The following is an 18,173-nucleotide window of genomic DNA, read 5'->3' on the forward strand; positions in this document are numbered from 1 at the left end:
AAAGACCGGTCAAGCAAGTGATAGTGGAAGCAGTTTAGAGGAAGAGTCCGGGACCCGGGCGACTTCCTTCGGGGAATCTGACGCCCACTTTACCGATCTTGTTCCCGTCCATGACGGCCACGGTCCAAATGGTGTTGTTCCATTCCACCTGGTCACCCACCACGGGCGCGCCACCGACTTTCTGGGCAATGAAGTGGCCCAGGGACATGTCCGGATCGATGCCTTCGACCTTCAGGCCATACAGGGCTGCAACCGCGGCCAGCTGGGCGTCTCCTTCGAGAACGAAGTCGCCGAAGAAGCGCAGATCGAGGCCCCGTTGAGGTGCCTGACTGAAGAGTTTTCCGAGGGCCGGCAGGTTGTGTTCATGGCCGATGACACAGAGCAAATCATCGACTTCGAGCACCGTACTACCCGACGGATGGAGCAATTGTTGACCGCGAAACAGGGCGGCGATACGGGTGCCTTCGGGCATTTTCAGCTCGCGCAGGGGCGAACCGATGCACCACTTTTCCGCGCCGAGGCGATAGACGAACAGCTCCCACTCGCTGGTGACGTGTACTTCCAGGGCCGAGCGGGAGATGGGCGCAGGCTCCGGGGGCACCGTCACCTTCAGCAGCTTGGCCACCCACGGCAGGCTCGTGCCCTGAACCAGCAGAGAAACCAGCACGATAAAGAACGCGAGGTTGAAGTACAGCTGGGCGTTGGGCAGGCCGGCCATCAGCGGGAACACCGCGAGAATGATCGGGACCGCGCCACGCAAGCCGACCCAGGAAATGAACGCCTTCTCGCGACCATGGAATGCCTTGAACGGCAGCAGGCCAACCATCACCGACAGTGGCCGGGCAAACAGAATCATCCACAGCGCCAGGGCCAGTGCCGGCAAGGCGATAGGCAGCAGGTCGTGGGGCGTCACCAGCAGCCCCAGCACCAGGAACATGCCGATCTGCGACAGCCAGGCCATGCCGTCGAGCATGTGCAGGATGCCGTGGCGGCTGCGCACCGGACGGTTGCCAATCACCAGGCCGCAGATGTACACCGCCAGGAAGCCGCTGCCGTGCAGGGCGTTGGTCAGGGCAAACACCACCAGGCCACCGGCAATCACCAGAATCGGATACAAACCGGTGGCCAGATTGATGCGATTGACCAGTTGCAGCATCAGCCAGCCACCGCCCAGGCCAATGACGCCACCGATACCGAATTCGCGGATCAGGTGGGTCAGCAGGCTCCAGTGCAGGCCGGTCTGGCCGCTGGCGATCATGTCGATCAGGGTGACGGTGAGAAACACCGCCATCGGGTCGTTGCTGCCGGATTCGATTTCAAGGCTGGCGGTTACCCGTTCGTTCAGGCCCTTGCCGCCCAGCAGCGAGAACACCGCAGCGGCGTCGGTGGAGCCGACGATGGCGCCGATCAGTAGGCCTTGAATCAGGTTCAGGTCGAACAGCCATGCGGCCGCCATGCCGGTCAGTCCGGTGGTAATCAACACGCCGACCGTGGCCAGCGAGAGCGCCGGCCATAACGCCACGCGGAAGCTCGACACCCGGGTGCGCAAGCCGCCATCGAGCAGGATCACAGCCAGCGCGAGGTTGCCGACCAGATAAGCCGTAGGGTAGTTATCAAAAAGAATGCCGGCGCCATCGACACCGGCCGCCATGCCGACGGCCAGGATAATCACCAGAATCGGGATGCCGAGACGTGACGAAAGTGAGCTCACCAGAATGCTCGCACCTACCAGCAACGCGCCGATCAAGAACAGGCTGTTGATGGTCGTCGCATTCAAAGGCAGTACTCCAGAAAGCTGAAAGGCGGGCGCAAACTGACCATGCAGTCTGCGTGCCAGCGATTCTAACCTGTTGAAATGTGATGCTGTCAAAAAGCTTTTGTCGCTTGCACAGGGAGAGGGACCGCACAAACGCCACGGCGACGAAGTGCAGGAACCAGATCGGGCAATCACAGTCTCTACAGTTCGCGAGAAAGGTCACTCGTCAGCTAAATCAAGGCTTTGCGCCTGTATAACCCTGGCATCCAGGGTGACTTTTCTTTATCGTACGCGCCCTTTGAAAAAGCCCGGAAAATCAAAATGTTGGAAGCATCCCTAAGCCAATTGGAACAACTGGTAAGCGACCTGGTGCAACAGAACCAGAACCTGACCGCGGAACTGGCCCAGGCCAAAGATGAAAACGAAAGCCTGCAACTGAGCCTGATGGAATACGAAGAGAAGCAAGGCGCCACGGCGGCTCGCATCCAGGCCCTGGTTGAGCGCGTCAGCGCAGGCCCTGTCAGCGCATGAGTTACAACGCCGCAGGGGTAAAAGTCGTCTCGATCCTGGGGGAGGACTATTCGATCAAGGCACCGGCCGGGGAAGAACAAACCCTGATGGACGCCGCGATGATGTTGAAGGCAGCCCTGGCCGAAACCAAGAGGAAGTACCCGACGCTGATCGGTGACCGACTGCTGGTGCTGGCGGCGATGAATCTGTGCTCCCAGCAGATTGAAATGCAGAAACAGCACAAGCTCGAACTCGACCGTTACCAAGAGCAAGTCAGCGCCACGGTTGAAGTGATTTCCAAGACGATCAATCAGGCCTGATCGGCTTTGCGCACAACCAAAGAATAGATTGTCGGTTGCGCTGTATACAATCGGCACGGCTGTTGCAGTGTTTCAGCCTCTTATTCTTTGGGGGTGCTCCATGCAGTTCTGGCGACGCAGTATTCAATGGCAGTTGATCCTGAGCATGGGCACCGCTCTGCTCGTCAGTATCCTGATCGTGGTTGGCATTTATACCCTGGTGGTCAACCGCCTCGCCCAGAGCTATCTGGTCGAGCAGGCCTTGCCATCGAGCATCGAAGCGATGCGCAACGACATCGAGCGCATCCTCGTTCAACCCCTCACCGCCGCCAAGGACATCGCCAGCAACAGCATGGTGCGCGACTGGCTGGCCGGAGGTGAAGACAGTGCCCAGGCCGGCACCTTTACGACCTATCTCGAAGGCATCCGCGCGGAGCACAAGGCCTTTACCGCGATTATTGTCGGCACTGCGTCCAACCATTACTTCACCGAAAAAGGCCTGGACCGGACCCTCAGTCGTTCCAATCCGAAAGACGCCTGGTTCTACTCGTTTCTCGACAGCAACCAGCCGCGCACGCTCAATATCGATAACGACACGGCCACCGGAGAATTGGCGCTGTTCATCGACTTCAAAGTCGAGCAGGCCGGTAAAATCGTGGGCGTTGCCGGGCTTGGGCTGAGCATGAAAGAGCTGTCTGAGCTGATCCACAATTTCAGCTTCGGGGAGCGCGGCAAGGTCTATCTCGTGCGTTCCGACGGTTTGATCCAGGTCCATCCCGAAGCGCAATTCAGCGGCAAGCGCACCTTGACCGAGCAGATTGGTGCTACGGCAGCGCAAGCGGTGATGGGTCAACTCTCTACCTCCAAAGCGTCCGCCACCAACAGTGGCTTCCAGCGCGATGGCGAAGATTATCTGGCGTTGAGCTTGCCGCTGCGCGATCTCGGCTGGACCCTGGTGGCCGAAGTGCCACAGTCGCAGATCTACGCCGAAGCCCGACGCGCCATGTGGATGAGCAGTGGCATCGGCCTGGCGGTGGCCCTGGTGTGCCTGTTGCTGGTGGTGTTGCTGGCCCGTGGGCTGGTACGGCCGATTCGTCAGGTAACAGCGGCACTGGTTGCCATCGGTAGCGGTGGTGGAGATTTGACCCACCGGTTAGATTCCGGCCGCGCCGATGAGCTGGGTGATCTGGCTCGTGGGTTCAATCGCTTTCTCGACAGCCAGCGCGACATGATCGGCGAAGTGCTGACCACCAGCGAGCGACTGCGCACCGCTGTCGGCCAGGTTGCACGGGTTGTGGATAACACCGCTGAGCGCTCCGGCCGCCAGCAGGAAATGACCGACATGGTGGCCACCGCTGTCCATGAAATGGGCCTGACTGTTCAGGAAATCGCCCAGAACGCCGGCAACGCGGCGGTCGCGTCACAAACGGCTCGGGATGAAGCGATGCAGGCACGGGAGGTGGTTGGCGGATCGATTCGGCACATTGAAAGCATGTCCGACGAAATCGGTGTCGCGGCCAGCGCTGTGGGTGAATTGGCCCATCAAGTGGCGTCGATCGACCAGGTGCTGGCGGTGATCCGCGGGATTTCCGAGCAGACCAACCTGCTGGCGCTCAACGCCGCTATCGAAGCGGCGCGGGCCGGGGATATGGGGCGCGGGTTTGCCGTGGTGGCCGATGAGGTGCGGACTTTGGCGCGGCGTACGCAGGCGTCCACCGATGAAATCCAGCAGATGATCGGCAGCCTCAAGCAAGGTGCGGAAAACGCAGTGTCGTCGATGCATTCCGGGCAGGCCGCTACTGGCACGGGGGTCGAGTCGAGCCAGCGCACCGGTGCCTCGTTGACCGCGATTACCGGGCAGGTGGAGCGCATCAGCGATATGAACCATCAGGTGGCGACGGCGACGGAAGAGCAGTCGGCGGTGACCGAAGAGATCAACCGTAACGTGCAGGGCATTTCCGACCTGGCGCGGGCGACGGCCGGGGAGGTCAGGGCTTGCCTCGAGGACTGCCAGACATTGCAGCGGTTGGCGGATGATCTGGCGCGGCAGGTAGGTGGGTTCAAGCTGAAGTGATGTGTTGTTTGTTCTGACGCCATCGCGAGCAGGCTCGCTCCCACAGAGTTTAGTGTTGAACACAAGATTTGTGAACAACAGAGATACCTGTAGGAGCGAGCCTGCTCGCGATTGGATTTCAGCTACACCATGGATCCGGAATCAGAACCACTCATCCTGCATGCCCAGACAAACATCATCCCGAGCCTCAAGAATCGCCAGTTCATGGTGGCAGCCCGGCACTTCCCAGGTCAGGAAGTAGCGAGCAGCCTGCAGCTTGCCTTTATAGAAGCTCACATCTGCCGCATCACCCTTGGCCAACCCTTCTTCGGCGCGGATCGCTTGTTCCAACCAGCGCCAGCCAATGACGGTGTGCCCGAAAACCCTCAGGTACAGCGCCGAGTTCGCCAGGCTGCTGTTGACCTTGCCTTGGGCCAGGTCGGTCAGCAGGCCGATGGTCACGGTTTGCAGGCGCGCCACCAGTTTCTCCAGCGGTTCGCGCAGCGGCGTCAATGCATCAAACGCCTGTGCTCGCTCGGCAGTGTCGGCGATCAGGCGGATCAGTTGCTTGAGCCCCGCGCCACCGTTCTGCGCCAGTTTGCGACCCAGCAGGTCCAGCGACTGAATACCGTGAGTGCCTTCGTGGATCAGGTTCAGGCGGTTGTCACGGTAGTACTGCTCCACCGGGTATTCGCGGGTGTAGCCGTGACCGCCAAGAATCTGGATCGCCAGTTCGTTGGCCTTCAGGCAGAACTCCGACGGCCAGGATTTGACGATTGGTGTCAGCAAATCCAGCAGTTCATGGGCCTGTTTGCGCTCGGCTTCGGTCGTAAGCGTGGTGGTGTCATCGAACAAGCGCGCCGCGTACAGGCCGAGGTCGAACGAGCCTTCGACGTAAGCCTTTTGTGTCAGCAGCATGCGTTTGACGTCGGCGTGCTGAATGATCGCCACCGGCGCAGTGTTCGGGTCCTTGCTGTCCGGCACGCGGCCCTGTGGACGCTCGCGAGCGTACTCCAGCGAATATAGATAACCCGCGTAGCCAAGCATCACCGCACCCATGCCGACGCCGATCCGTGCCTCGTTCATCATCTGGAACATGTAGCTCAAGCCCTGGTGCGGTTTGCCCACCAGATAGCCGACACACTCACCGTTATCACCGAAATTCAGCGCGGTGGACGTGGTGCCACGCCAGCCCATCTTGTGGAACAGCCCGGCCAGCAACACGTCGTTGCGCTTGCCGAGGCTGCCGTCGTCGTTGACCAGGAACTTGGGCACGATGAACAGCGAAATGCCCTTCACCCCGGCCGGCGCGTCCGGCAGCTTGGCCAGCACCATGTGCACGATGTTTTCCGACAACGGGTGATCGCCACCGGAGATGAAGATCTTGTTGCCCTTGAGGCGATAAGTGCCGTCGGACGCAGGTTCTGCGCGGGTACGAATATCCGACAGCGACGAGCCCGCGTGGGGTTCGGTCAGGGCCATGGTGCCGAAGAAACGGCCGTCGATCATCGGCTGCAAGAAGCGGCGCTTCTGTTCATCGGTGCCGAAGCTTTCGATCAGGTTCGCCGCGCCCATGGTCAGGAACGGGTACGACGTTGAAGCAGCATTGGCCGATTGAAAGTGCGCGAAGCAGGCCTGGGACAGCAGCGTAGGAAGCTGCATGCCTCCAGCGTCGAAACTGCGCGCGGCGTTGAGGAAGCCGGCTTCGAGGAAAGCATCCACCGCCGGTTTCACTTCCGGAATCAGAATCGCCTGACCGTTCTCATAGCGCGGCTCGTTCTCGTCGCCCTTGCGGTTGTGCGGGGCGAAGAATTTTTCGGCGATGCTGCGGGCGGTGCCGATGGCGGCATCGAAGGTTTCGCGATTGTGCTCGGCGAAACGCTCACGTTGGGTCAGGCCCTCGGCATCGAGGACTTCATACAGCTCGAAAGCCAGATTGCGGGAACTGAGCAACGTCTCGGACATGGCGGCCTACCTTTTGTTGGAATGGGCCGAGTCTAAGACGGGGAATAGAGGCTGGATAGGATGATTGATAAGGGTGATGTTGGAGCCGCGCAGAAACTTAGCAGTCACCTCAAAACAACTGTAGGAGTGAGCCTGCTCGCGATGGCGGTCGCACATCCACAACAGATGTGACTGACAGACCGCTATCGCGAGCAGGCTCACTCCTACAGGGTATTGCATTCCGGGCGGCCATTGCGGCTGCCCGGCTTATCGGTTTTAGCCGATGGTCATCAAGCTCGCATTACCACCCGCCGCAGCGGTGTTAACGCTCAGCGCACGCTCGATCACCAGGCGTTCCAGCGCAATGTTGGATTCGCCTTGCGACAGGCCCTGCACACCGACGATGGCGCCGGCACGCTTGGCAACCTGCTGGCACACCGCACGCAACTGGTCGGAATGGCCGTGATGCACAACCGCATCAAACACCACTTCGTCCTTGTTCCAGTCGGAAACCAGCTTGATGCGCGCCTGAATGTCCTTCGGCAGGCGTGCGAACAATGCCTTGGTCATGTCCGCTTCTGACCATACCGCCGAACCACCGACAGCCAATACCGCCGCCAGTTGCGTCAGCAGATCGCCTTCGACTTCCGCCAGGCACAGCACGTGTTCCCGTGGCAGGATCGCGTAGCTGTTGCGCTCGCCGGTCGGGCCGGCCAGGACGCGAGTGATGCCGCTTTGCGATTGCGCGGCGAACTGCACGCACAGGGTGCTCAGGTCGGCGAACTTGTGGCTGTCGGCCCAGGCTTTCAGGGCCGTCAGCGGCTTGCTCATGGCATCGCGCAGACGAACGTCCGGTGCCGCGGCAGCATCGCCGCGAGCGAAGGATTGTTCAATCGCATCCGCAGGGCGGGTCGACAGCAGGCGGTACAGGTACAGCGGACCACCGGCTTTCGGGCCGGTACCCGACAGGCCTTCGCCGCCGAATGGCTGCACGCCGACCACGGCACCAACGATGTTGCGGTTGACGTAGACGTTACCGGCGTTGACGTTGTCGATCACCTTGGCGATGGTCTCGTCGATGCGGGTGTGCACGCCCAGGGTCAGGCCGTAGCCGGAAGCGTTGATCTGAGCGATCAGTTGGTCGATGTCTTTGCGCTTGTAGCGAACCACGTGCAGTACCGGGCCGAAGATCTCCCGTTGCAGTTCGTCGAAGCTTTCCAGTTCGATCAGCGTCGGCATCACGAAGGTGCCGCGTTTGACTTCTTCGGCATCGGCGATGGCCACCTGGTACACGCTGCGACCTTTGTCGCGCATGGCCTGGATGTGCTTCTCGATGCCAGCCTTGGCTTCGGCGTCGATGACCGGGCCGATGTCCACGGACAGGCGCTCAGGGTTGCCGAGACGGCTTTCAGCCATGGCACCTTTGAGCATTTCGATGACGCGGTCGGCAGAATCTTCCTGCAAGCACAGCACGCGCAGGGCCGAGCAACGCTGACCGGCGCTGTCGAAGGCCGAGGACACCACGTCGATCACCACTTGTTCGGTCAGCGCCGAAGAATCGACGATCATTGCGTTCTGGCCACCGGTTTCGGCGATCAGCGGAATTGGACGACCCTGGTTGTCCAGGCGACCGGCGATGTTGCGTTGCAGCAAGCGAGCGACTTCGGTGGAACCGGTGAACATCACGCCTTTGACGCGATCGTCGCCGACCAGACCCGCACCAACGGTTTCCCCACGGCCCGGCAGCAATTGCAGCACGCCTTCCGGAATACCGGCTTCGAGCAGCAGGCGCACGGCTTGGGCGGCAACCAGTGGCGTTTGTTCCGCAGGCTTGGCCAGTACCGGGTTACCGGCGGCCAGCGCAGCAGCCACTTGGCCACTGAAGATCGCCAGCGGGAAGTTCCACGGGCTGATGCATACGACTGGACCCAGCGGGCGGTGAGCGTCGTTGGTGAAATCATTGCGTGCCTGCACTGCGTAATAACGCAGGAAGTCCACGGCTTCACGCACTTCGGCGATGGCGTTGGCGAAGGTCTTGCCGGCTTCGCGAGCCAGCAGGCCCATCAGCGGCTGGATTTCGGCTTCCATCAGATCGGCGGCACGCTCCAGGATCGCGGCGCGCTCGGCGGGCGGCGTGGCCTGCCAGATTGGCGCAGCGTTCAGGGCGCACTGGATGGCGTTGTCGACGTCTTCGACGGTCGCTTCCTGCACATGGCCGACCACGTCACGCAGATCGGACGGGTTCAGAACCGGTGCCGGCGCTTCGCTGCTGGAGGCACAACCGAGCATCGGCGCCGCTTTCCAGTGGTTGTGTGCGGTAGCGAGCAGCGCGCAGGACAGGGAGGCCAAGCGATGTTCGTTGGCCATATCGATGCCGCTGGAGTTGGCGCGCTCGGAGCCATACAGGTCACGCGGCAGCGGAATGCGCGGGTGCGGCAGGCCGAAACCACCTTCCACGGTTGCCATCTGCTCGATGCTGGCTACCGGATCGGCTACCAGTTCCTGGATCGAAATCGATTGGTCGGCGATGCGGTTGACGAACGAGGTGTTCGCGCCGTTTTCCAGCAGGCGACGCACCAGGTAAGCCAGCAGGGTTTCGTGGGTGCCGACCGGAGCGTACACGCGGCACGGACGGTTCAGCTTGCCTTCGGAAACTTTGCCTACAACCTGTTCGTACAGCGGTTCACCCATGCCGTGCAGGCACTGGAACTCGTACTGGCCCGGGTAATAGTTCTGACCGGCGATGTGATAAATGGCCGACAGGGTGTGGGCGTTGTGCGTGGCGAATTGCGGGTAGATGACTTCCGGCACCGACAGCAGTTTGCGTGCGCAAGCGATGTAGGAAACGTCGGTGTACACCTTGCGGGTGTAGACCGGGTAGCCTTCCAGGCCTTCGACCTGGGCGCGCTTGATTTCGCTGTCCCAGTACGCGCCTTTCACCAAGCGGATCATCAGGCGATGACGGCTGCGACGAGCCAGGTCGATCACGTAGTCGATCACGTACGGGCAACGCTTCTGGTAAGCCTGGATCACGAAACCGATACCGTTCCAGCCAGTCAGTTGCGGCTCGAAGCACAGGCGCTCGAGCAGATCCAGCGACAGCTCCAGGCGGTCGGCTTCTTCGGCGTCGATGTTCAGGCCGATGTCGTATTGCTTGGCCAGCAGGGTCAGCGACAGCAGGCGCGGGTACAGCTCGTCCATCACGCGCTCGTACTGCGCACGGCTGTAGCGTGGGTGCAGGGCGGACAGTTTGATCGAAATGCCCGGGCCTTCATAAATCCCGCGACCGTGGGAGGCTTTGCCGATCGAGTGGATGGCTTGTTCGTACGAGGCCAGGTACTTCTGGGCGTCGTGCTCGGTGAGTGCGGCTTCACCCAGCATGTCGTAGGAATAGCGGAAACCCTTGGCTTCGAACTTGCTGGCGTTGGCCAGGGCTTCGGCGATGGTTTCGCCGGTCACGAACTGCTCGCCCATCAGGCGCATGGCCATGTCGACGCCCTTGCGGATCATCGGCTCGCCGCTCTTGCCGATGATGCGGCTCAGGGACGACGTCAGGCCGGCTTCGTTGTGGGTCGACACAAGCTTGCCGGTCAGTAGCAAGCCCCAGGTGGCGGCGTTGACGAACAGCGACGGGCTGTTGCCCAAGTGCGGCTGCCAGTTGCCGGTGCTGATCTTGTCGCGGATCAGGGCGTCGCGGGTGCCTTTGTCCGGGATGCGAAGCAGCGCTTCGGCCAGGCACATCAGTGCCACGCCTTCCTGGGACGACAGGGAGAACTCCTGCAGCAGGCCCTGAACGATGCCGGCACGGCCGCCAGCGCTCTTCTGGTTGCGCAGTTTTTCAGCAATCGAGGCGGCGAGTTTGTTGGTGGCTTCGGCCATCGGAGCCGGCAGGCGTGCCTGCTCGATCAACATCGGCACCACTTCTGGTTCCGGGCGACGGTAGGCGGCGGTGATCGAGGCGCGCAGTACCGATTGCGGCAGGATGCTTTCAGCGAATTCGAGGAAGCACTGATGGGCGTGATCCAGAGGCGCGTCGACGCTGTCGTCGGAATCCTTGGTCAAACCGCTCAGCTCGGTCAGGGTTGCACCACCCTCGAGTTTTTCCAGGTAATTGAAGATTGCCTGCTTGATCAGCCAGTGCGGCGTGCGATCAATCGAGGTCGCGGCGGCCTTGAGGCGTTCGCGGGTCGGGTCGTCAAGTTTGACCCCAAGGGTGGTGGTAGCCATGTTTTTATCCTCATGTTTGCCACGACTGCGTGGCATCAGCTGGCGGCAAGATTAGCCGTGCGACTGTTGAGGTGCAACCGGGTGCAACCCTTTTTTTGTCGGAATATTACGCAGCTCGTCAGGAAATAAATTCTGGTACGGCAGTGCTGCCTCTGCTTGGTGCTTTTTAGGTTGGTCAGCCCTATTTCTTGCTCCGAAAAGGAGCAAAAAAACGGGTTTGAAATTTATTTCCGACTGGGTGCAACTTATTCTCGAGAAACTGGTTGCACCTTATTTGCTTTGTTGAATAGCATTCGCGCCCAAGGTGCAACCCGGAAAAATCCGGGTGCTCCGGCTGATGGCTTTCCTGGGGAAACATCGGTCATAAATGCGCGGGATCCCGGATCGTCTGTCAAACGTCACCGTTTGCGAGCGGTTCACCAGCCGCCGCTACATAAAAACAAAGCCAGGGCGTAACTTAATGAGCGTAAGCAATCCAACCCTGATCACGTTCGTGATCTACATCGCAGCAATGGTGCTGATCGGCTTGATGGCCTATCGCTCCACCAACAACCTTTCCGATTACATTCTGGGCGGCCGTAGCCTGGGCAGCGTCGTGACCGCACTGTCCGCCGGTGCCTCCGACATGAGCGGCTGGTTGTTGATGGGTTTGCCCGGCGCGATCTACATGTCCGGTCTTTCCGAAAGCTGGATCGCCATCGGCCTGATCGTCGGCGCCTACCTGAACTGGCTGTTCGTCGCCGGCCGTCTGCGTGTGCAGACCGAGCACAACGGTGATGCACTGACCCTGCCGGACTACTTCGCCAGCCGTTTTGAAGACAAAAGCGGCCTGCTGCGGATCATCTCCGCGGTCGTGATCCTGGTGTTCTTCACCATCTACTGCGCTTCCGGCATCGTGGCCGGAGCCCGTCTGTTCGAAAGCACCTTCGGCATGTCCTACGAGACAGCGCTGTGGGCCGGTGCTGCGGCGACGATTGCCTACACCTTTATCGGTGGTTTCCTGGCCGTGAGCTGGACCGATACCGTACAAGCCACCCTGATGATCTTCGCGTTGATCCTGACGCCGGTTATCGTGCTGCTGGCCACCGGCGGCGTCGACACCACTTTCCTGGTCATCGAAGCGCAAGATCCAAGCAACTTCGACATGCTCAAGGGCACCACTTTCATCGGCATCATCTCGCTGATGGGCTGGGGGCTGGGCTACTTCGGCCAGCCGCATATCCTGGCGCGTTTCATGGCTGCCGATTCGGTTAAATCGATCGCCAACGCCCGTCGCATTTCCATGACCTGGATGATCCTGTGCCTGGGCGGCACCGTGGCAGTCGGCTTCTTCGGTATCGCCTACTTCTCGGCGCACCCGGACGTGGCTGGCGCAGTCACCGAGAACCACGAGCGTGTGTTCATCGAACTGGCCAAGATCCTGTTCAACCCATGGATCGCGGGTATCCTGCTGTCGGCCATTCTGGCTGCCGTCATGAGCACCCTGAGCTGCCAGTTGCTGGTGTGCTCGAGCGCCCTGACCGAAGACTTCTACAAGACCTTCCTGCGTAAATCCGCTTCGCAGCTGGAGCTGGTCTGGGTCGGCCGTGCCATGGTGCTGTTGGTTGCCCTGGTGGCGATCGCCCTGGCGTCCAACCCGGAAAACCGTGTACTGGGTCTGGTGAGCTATGCCTGGGCTGGTTTCGGTGCCGCATTCGGCCCGGTCGTGCTGATCTCCGTGATCTGGAAAGACATGACCCGCAACGGCGCACTGGCCGGTATCCTGGTCGGCGCGATCACCGTGATCGTCTGGAAACACTTCGAACTGCTGGGCCTGTACGAAATCATCCCTGGTTTCATCTTCGCCAGCCTGGCGATCTACTTCGTCAGCAAGATGGGCACGCCGACTGCCGGCATGTTCCAGCGTTTTGCTGCTGCCGAGAGTGATTATCGTCTGAACAAGTGATGAGTGATGGGTTGAACTCTACCCATCCCTGATAAAAGAACGGCTCGCAGCTTTATGGTGCGGGCCGTTTTTTTTTGCTTATCCAATATCCGTGGTGCCCGTCATCATCTGCGAATTTTCCGGGCAGGGTCCTCGGACGTTTCCTTCAAAACGTAGTGGTTTTCATGAAGTGGTGCGATGTGAGTTCCGTCGATAGTCTTTGGTGGTCACTGACAATTCAGTGGTGGGGTGTAGGAACCTCTCAAGGCCGATGGGAAGCACTTAGCGTCAATACTTGGTTTGCGGTCGTTTACATGCGCCCGTAAGATCAGTTGCGGCAGCTATGCGCGGGCACGCTTCGGCGTGGTCGGGTTTTCCCAAAGGTCTCGATATTCCTACCCCGCGCTTAGCTGCCACCCTGGCCTGTAGGAAGGCTGATGGCAGCTCCGATTCATCTTTGGGAGCTACTAATGAAAACAATTCACCCTGACCCACCTTACAAAAAACCAATCCCCCATCCTGACAACCGCTTCATGGCATTGACCAGCAACTGCACCGATATGCCCACCCTGTTCGTCGACACCCATGCGCCACTCGACATCCTCGCCGACGCCGCCAACTACAGAATCCGCGCAGTCACCCAAGTGCTTGAGAACCTGTCCATGCGCGGTTCGATCGAATGCGAGTCCTTCATCCTCAGCGATTTCTCCTTGCTCTGCGCAATTACGTTGCGCGATGGCTGTGATGTGCTGGATGTGGTTGGGCGGCGGTTGCGGGCGCGGCCGTCGGCGTAGCACATAGGGCTTTTGTGGCTAGGGGGGTGTAGTGCCTCAACTGGCCACTCAGCCGTGAACCCCTGACTTGCCGGCCGGTAAAAGGTAAACTTCCCGGCCTTCGCAGGAGCAGCCATGAATTATCGTCACGCCTTCCATGCCGGCAATCACGCCGATGTGTTCAAACACCTGACCTTGACCCGCCTCATCGCCCTGATGTCGCGCAAGGAACAGCCGTTTGCCTATCTCGACACTCACGCCGGCATCGGTCTGTATGACCTTCAGGGTGACCAGGCCAACCGTACCGGTGAGTACCTGGAAGGCATTGCGCGTTTGTGGGATCAGCCGGATCTGCCGATCCTGACCGCCGATTACATGCAAGTGCTGCACGAGATGAACCCGGATGGCCAGTTGCGCTACTACCCGGGGTCGCCGGAGCTGGCGCGACGTTTGACCCGCGCGCAGGACCGTGTGTTGCTCAACGAGAAGCATCCGGAAGACGGCGTGCTGCTCAAGGACAACATGGCCGGTGATCGCCGGGTCAAGGTGCACCTGGGCGAAGGCTGGCATGTGCCGCGGGCCTTGCTGCCGGTGCCGGAGAAACGTGCGGTGATGCTGATCGATCCGCCGTTCGAGAAACTCGACGAGATGCAGCGTTGTGCCGCGTCGTTGAAGGAAGCGATTGGCCGGATGCGCCAGACCGTGGCAGCGATCTGGTACCCGGTGAAGGATCAGCGCGCGCTGCGCCGCTTCTATCAGGACCTGGCCGGTACCGGTGCGCCGAAGTTGTTGCGGGTGGAGTTGCTGGTGCATCCGCTGGATACGCCCAACAGCCTGAACGGTTCCGGGCTGGCGATTGCCAATCCGCCGTGGGGGTTGGAGGAAGAGTTGCGCGAGCTGCTGCCGTGGCTGTCTGAGAAGCTGGGGCAGACACAGGGTGGGTGGCGGATGGATTGGTTGATTGCCGAGAGTTGATCTGTAGGAGCGAGCTTGCTCGCGAAGGTCGTGAACGTTAACGCGTAAAACCGGATGCCCAGCAGCGTCCTTTGGTTTTTCGCGAGCGGGCTCGCTCCTACAGTCAGTTGTCAGATCGGGCAGGTCACGCCTGTGCCGCCAATGCCGCAATAGCCTTCCGGGTTTTTCGCCAGGTATTGCTGGTGATACGTTTCGGCAAAGTAGACGGTCGGGGCCTGGTCGATTTCGGTGCTGATTTGACCGAGACCGGCCTTGGATAGCTCGGCCTGGTAGATTTCCTTGCTCTTGAGCGCCGCGTCCAGTTGTTCCTGGCTGGTGGCGTAGATCACCGAACGGTACTGGGTGCCGATGTCATTGCCCTGGCGCATGCCCTGCGTCGGGTTGTGCAGTTCCCAGAACATCGCCAGCAGTTCTTCGTAGCTGACCTTGGCCTTGTCATACACCACCAGCACCACTTCGGTGTGGCCGGTCAGGCCCGAGCAGACTTCTTCGTAGGTCGGGTTGGGCGTGAAACCGCCGGCGTAGCCGACCACGGTGCTGACCACGCCTTCACGCTGCCAGAAGCGGCGTTCAGCACCCCAGAAGCAGCCGAGGCCTAAGATCGCGAAGTCGACGTCTTCGAAGAACGGCCCGAGCAAGGGGGTATCTTTAAACACAAAGTGCTTTTCAGGCAGGGTCATTGCGGTTTCGCGGCCAGGCAGGGCTTGTTCTTTAGTCGGGAGCACGTTTTTGTTCACCAGGATTTCCGAGCGCAGAACCATGATCAGTCCTCTCAGTCAGGATAATTAGACAGACAAACAGTTTGCCCGAGAGTTGGATCGCTGTCAGGCGATTGGGCCGCGCGGGTAGCGTTTGAGCTTGTCGATCAGCTCATTGCCCGGGATCGGACGGTCGAACAGGTAGCCCTGGCCGACGTCGCAGCGGTGACGGCGCAGGAACGACAACTGCTCGGCGGTTTCGATGCCTTCAGCCACGACCTTGAGTTTCAGGTTGTGGGCCATGGCGATCACCGCTGAGGTGATTTCCATGTCGTCCTGGTTGTCCGGGATTTCGTGGATGAAGCTTCGATCGATCTTGATGATGTCGATGGGGAATTTTTTCAAGTAGCTGAGCGACGAGTAACCGGTGCCGAAGTCGTCCATGGCCAGGGTCAGGCCCAGGCGCTTGAGCTGGTCGAGTTGCAGGTGGGTGTCTTCGGTGGCTTCCAGCAGCAGGCCTTCGGTCAGCTCCAGCTCCAGCAAATGAGCTGGCAGGGCTTCTTCCTTGAGGATGTTGGCAATGGAGGCCACCAGGTCCGGATCGGAGAACTGCTTGGGCGACAGGTTGATCGCCACTTGCAGGTTGCCCAGGCCGGCGGCGGTCAGCGCTTTGCTCATGCGGCAGGCCTGGCGGGCGATCCATTTGCCGATCGGAATGATCAGCCCGGTTTCTTCGGCGACGCTGATGAACTGGTCCGGGCGGATCATGCCCTTTTCCGGGTGGTCCCAGCGCAGCAGTGCTTCCATCCCCAGCAGGCGACCGCTGCGCAGGCACAGCTTGGGCTGGTAGAACACGTCGAGCTCGTTCTGGGTCAGGGCGCGGCGCAGGTTGTTTTCGACGAACAGCTTGTAGCTGGCCTCGGCGTTCAGCGCTTCGGTGAACACTTGCACCTGGTGTTTGCCGTTGGCCTTGGCCTTGTGCAGCGCCAACCCGGCGTTGCGCATCAGGGTTTGCGGGTCGCGCCCGTGCAGCGGCGCGCAGGCCAGGCCCACGGAGCCGGTGACGCTGATCAACTGGTTGTCGACGAACATCGGTTTGTCGAGGGTCGCCAGCAACTGGTTGGCCACTTGCTGGCCCATCGTGAGGTCGCTGTTGTCCAGCAACACGGCGAATTCGTTACTCGCGAATCGCGCCAGGCTGCCGCTCGGGATCAGGCTGTTGCGCAGGCGCCGGGCCAGGCTGATCAGCAGTTTGTCGCCGGTCTGGTGGCCGAGGCTGTCGTTGATCCGCTTGAAGTTGTCGATGTCCACCAGCAACAGGCTGATTGGCGCGTCGCTGTCCCGGGCGAAGCGTTCATCGAGGTTGCGGATGAACGCCGGGCGGTTGCCGAGGTTGGTCAGGTTGTCGGTGTAGGCCAGGCGCTCGATACGCTGCTGAGCGAGCTTGGTCTGGGTGATGTCTTCGTAGATGCCGATGTAGTGGGTCAGCTCGCGGTTGTCGCCGTAAACCTTGGAGATCGACAACTGGCCCCAGTAGGGTTCGAGGTTTTTCCGGCGGCTCTTGAATTCACCTTGCCAACTGTTGCTCTTGGCCAGCGCCGAAGGTGCATCGAACAACAGCTCGCTGAGGTTTTCTAGGGCCGGTAGTTCTGACAGGCGCTGACCGTGCACTTCTTCGGTGGAATATTGGGTGATCGCGGTGAAGCTCGGGTTGACGTATTCCACCACGCCGTCGCAATTGACCAGCAGAAAGGCGTTGGCACTTTGTTCGACCGCACGCTGGAACAGGTGCAGGGCGCTGGTGGCGGTTCGCCGGTTATGGTTGCTGATGACCTGGGCAAACTGGTCCGCCAGTTCTCCAGCGAAGGCAATTTCATCCGACTGCCAGGCGCGGGTCGCCCCGGTTTGCTCCAGGCACAAAACGCCGACCACCTGGCCATCGACGCGGATGCTGGCATCGAGCATTGCGTTGACGTCGCGTGGGCGCAGGCTTTCGGCCATCTCCCGGGTGCGCGGGTCGCGCATGGCGTTATGGGCGTCGATGGCCCGGCCGGTGTGCAGGGCGTCGAGGTAATCGGGGAAAACGCTGACATCGATCGGTTGCGGCAGCAGGTATTGCTGATTCGTGCGGTGATAGGCCGAGATCGGCACCAGCATCGAGTCTTCGAGGTGCCACAGGCTGGCACTGTCGATTTCGTAGATGTCGCAGGCGCTGCGGGTGATCAGCTCGGCGGCTTCGCGCAAGGAGTTGTTGCTGCTGTAGCGTTGACGGGTGAGCAGCAGGATCAGGTCCTGCTGGGCACGCACCCGCTCCAGGTGCAGCAGTTGCTCCTGCTGGGCACGCTGATTGAGCTCCAGGGCGATTTGCAGGCGCGAGTTCTGGGTTTCCAGATCCAGGGCCGGTTGTAGTGGGTCATCCTCGAACAGACCGTCGATGACCAGCAGGTAGCCGCGTAACAGGTGTCGATTATGTTGTTTGAAGGCTTCGCCCAGTTCTAGCAGAGTCAGGGAGCCAGCCGCGGTGTGCAGGGTGTAGCGGATCAGGTAGTGCGTGCTTTCGCTCAGTTGTTGCTGGATCGCGTCGTGCGATTGATAGCGCGCTTGCGGCTCCATCAGGCTGGCGTAGGGCGAGCCTACCAGCGCACACAGCTCAACGGCTGGCAGGCCGAACTGGCGTTCGCAATTGGGGTCGAGAAACAGCAGTGCCCAGCTGGGTTCATTAAGCCGTTCGAAACGCAGCATGCCGAGCCGCGAGGGCACAGGCAACTGCGTCACTACCTCGGCCACCATACGGCTGGCGGCATCGGGTTGGCTTTTCATGGAGGGAAACTCGCTTCGAATATGCTGAACGCGCCGGGCTCTCGCCCTCTTTACTGTTGCCTGCGGCAAGGTTGCATCATTGCGACACCGACTGACAAGAGAGATGAAGGCCAAGTGCTATAAGAATATGTCGGCAGGCGACGGGATTTCTTCAGTCGCTGGCAAAAAGTATTGCTATTCGCTGAAAAGTTCGC

Annotated in this window: 11 protein-coding genes and 1 pseudogene; 7 read left to right on the forward strand and 5 right to left on the reverse strand. The window is 60.5% G+C overall.

Features of this window, described 5'->3' with window-relative positions; genetic code table 11:
- Positions 1-34: 34 nt before the first annotated feature.
- A complete protein-coding gene (locus AC3IX1_RS02340; protein WP_489386975.1) occupies positions 35-1,777 on the reverse strand; it encodes a potassium/proton antiporter in 1,743 nt (580 codons plus the stop codon).
- 300 nt (positions 1,778-2,077) lie between these two features.
- On the opposite strand from AC3IX1_RS02340, the gene AC3IX1_RS02345 reads away from it, so the two are divergent.
- The 4 genes and pseudogenes from AC3IX1_RS02345 (at position 2,078) to AC3IX1_RS02360 (ending at position 4,639) form a co-directional block, all read left to right on the forward strand.
- Positions 2,078-2,287: a hypothetical protein gene (locus AC3IX1_RS02345; RefSeq protein WP_489386976.1), complete on the forward strand. Its 210-nt coding sequence runs from the start codon at positions 2,078-2,080 to the stop codon at positions 2,285-2,287.
- Positions 2,284-2,586, forward strand: a complete 303-nt coding sequence (locus tag AC3IX1_RS02350) for a cell division protein ZapA (protein WP_489386977.1) — start codon at positions 2,284-2,286, stop codon at positions 2,584-2,586. Before AC3IX1_RS02345 ends, AC3IX1_RS02350 begins: the two co-directional genes overlap by 4 nt.
- A 145-nt stretch (positions 2,587-2,731) precedes the next feature.
- Positions 2,732-3,775: pseudogene (locus tag AC3IX1_RS02355) on the forward strand (HAMP domain-containing protein); the annotation flags it as partial.
- A 132-nt stretch (positions 3,776-3,907) separates the two neighbouring features.
- Entirely contained in the window at positions 3,908-4,639 is a 732-nt protein-coding gene (locus AC3IX1_RS02360) for a methyl-accepting chemotaxis protein (protein WP_489388678.1), read from the forward strand.
- A gap of 141 nt (positions 4,640-4,780) precedes the next feature.
- Here AC3IX1_RS02360 and AC3IX1_RS02365 read toward each other — a convergent pair whose 3' ends face one another.
- Together AC3IX1_RS02365 and putA are read right to left on the reverse strand one after the other, a co-directional pair.
- Positions 4,781-6,583 carry an acyl-CoA dehydrogenase gene (locus tag AC3IX1_RS02365; protein ID WP_489386978.1) on the reverse strand — a complete coding sequence of 601 codons (1,803 nt, stop codon included), beginning with the start codon at positions 6,581-6,583 and terminating at the stop codon, positions 4,781-4,783.
- 255 nt (positions 6,584-6,838) lie between these two features.
- Complete coding sequence (putA, locus tag AC3IX1_RS02370; protein ID WP_489386979.1) at positions 6,839-10,789, reverse strand: trifunctional transcriptional regulator/proline dehydrogenase/L-glutamate gamma-semialdehyde dehydrogenase; 3,951 nt, start codon at positions 10,787-10,789, stop codon at positions 6,839-6,841.
- A gap of 460 nt (positions 10,790-11,249) precedes the next feature.
- On the opposite strand from putA, the gene putP reads away from it, so the two are divergent.
- The 3 genes from putP (at position 11,250) to AC3IX1_RS02385 (ending at position 14,461) form a co-directional block, all read left to right on the forward strand.
- Positions 11,250-12,734 (forward strand): sodium/proline symporter PutP, encoded by a 1,485-nt coding sequence (putP, locus tag AC3IX1_RS02375; protein WP_489386980.1) that lies wholly within the window; start codon positions 11,250-11,252, stop codon positions 12,732-12,734.
- Between the two features lie 449 nt (positions 12,735-13,183).
- The gene (locus AC3IX1_RS02380; protein WP_489386981.1) at positions 13,184-13,507 is read left to right on the forward strand and encodes a hypothetical protein; all 324 of its coding nucleotides are present in this window, start codon (positions 13,184-13,186) and stop codon (positions 13,505-13,507) included.
- A 114-nt stretch (positions 13,508-13,621) separates the two neighbouring features.
- The gene (locus AC3IX1_RS02385; protein WP_489386982.1) at positions 13,622-14,461 is read left to right on the forward strand and encodes a 23S rRNA (adenine(2030)-N(6))-methyltransferase RlmJ; all 840 of its coding nucleotides are present in this window, start codon (positions 13,622-13,624) and stop codon (positions 14,459-14,461) included.
- A gap of 110 nt (positions 14,462-14,571) precedes the next feature.
- On the opposite strand, the gene msrA is transcribed toward AC3IX1_RS02385, so the two are convergent.
- Entirely contained in the window at positions 14,572-15,222 is a 651-nt protein-coding gene (gene msrA, locus AC3IX1_RS02390; RefSeq protein ID WP_489386983.1) for a peptide-methionine (S)-S-oxide reductase MsrA, read from the reverse strand.
- A 63-nt stretch (positions 15,223-15,285) separates the two neighbouring features.
- The gene (locus AC3IX1_RS02395; protein ID WP_489386984.1) at positions 15,286-17,979 is read right to left on the reverse strand and encodes a putative bifunctional diguanylate cyclase/phosphodiesterase; all 2,694 of its coding nucleotides are present in this window, start codon (positions 17,977-17,979) and stop codon (positions 15,286-15,288) included.
- Between the last annotated feature and the right edge of the window lie 194 nt (positions 17,980-18,173).

The sequence above is a fragment of the Pseudomonas sp. KH_046_2 genome, from assembly GCF_057838985.1.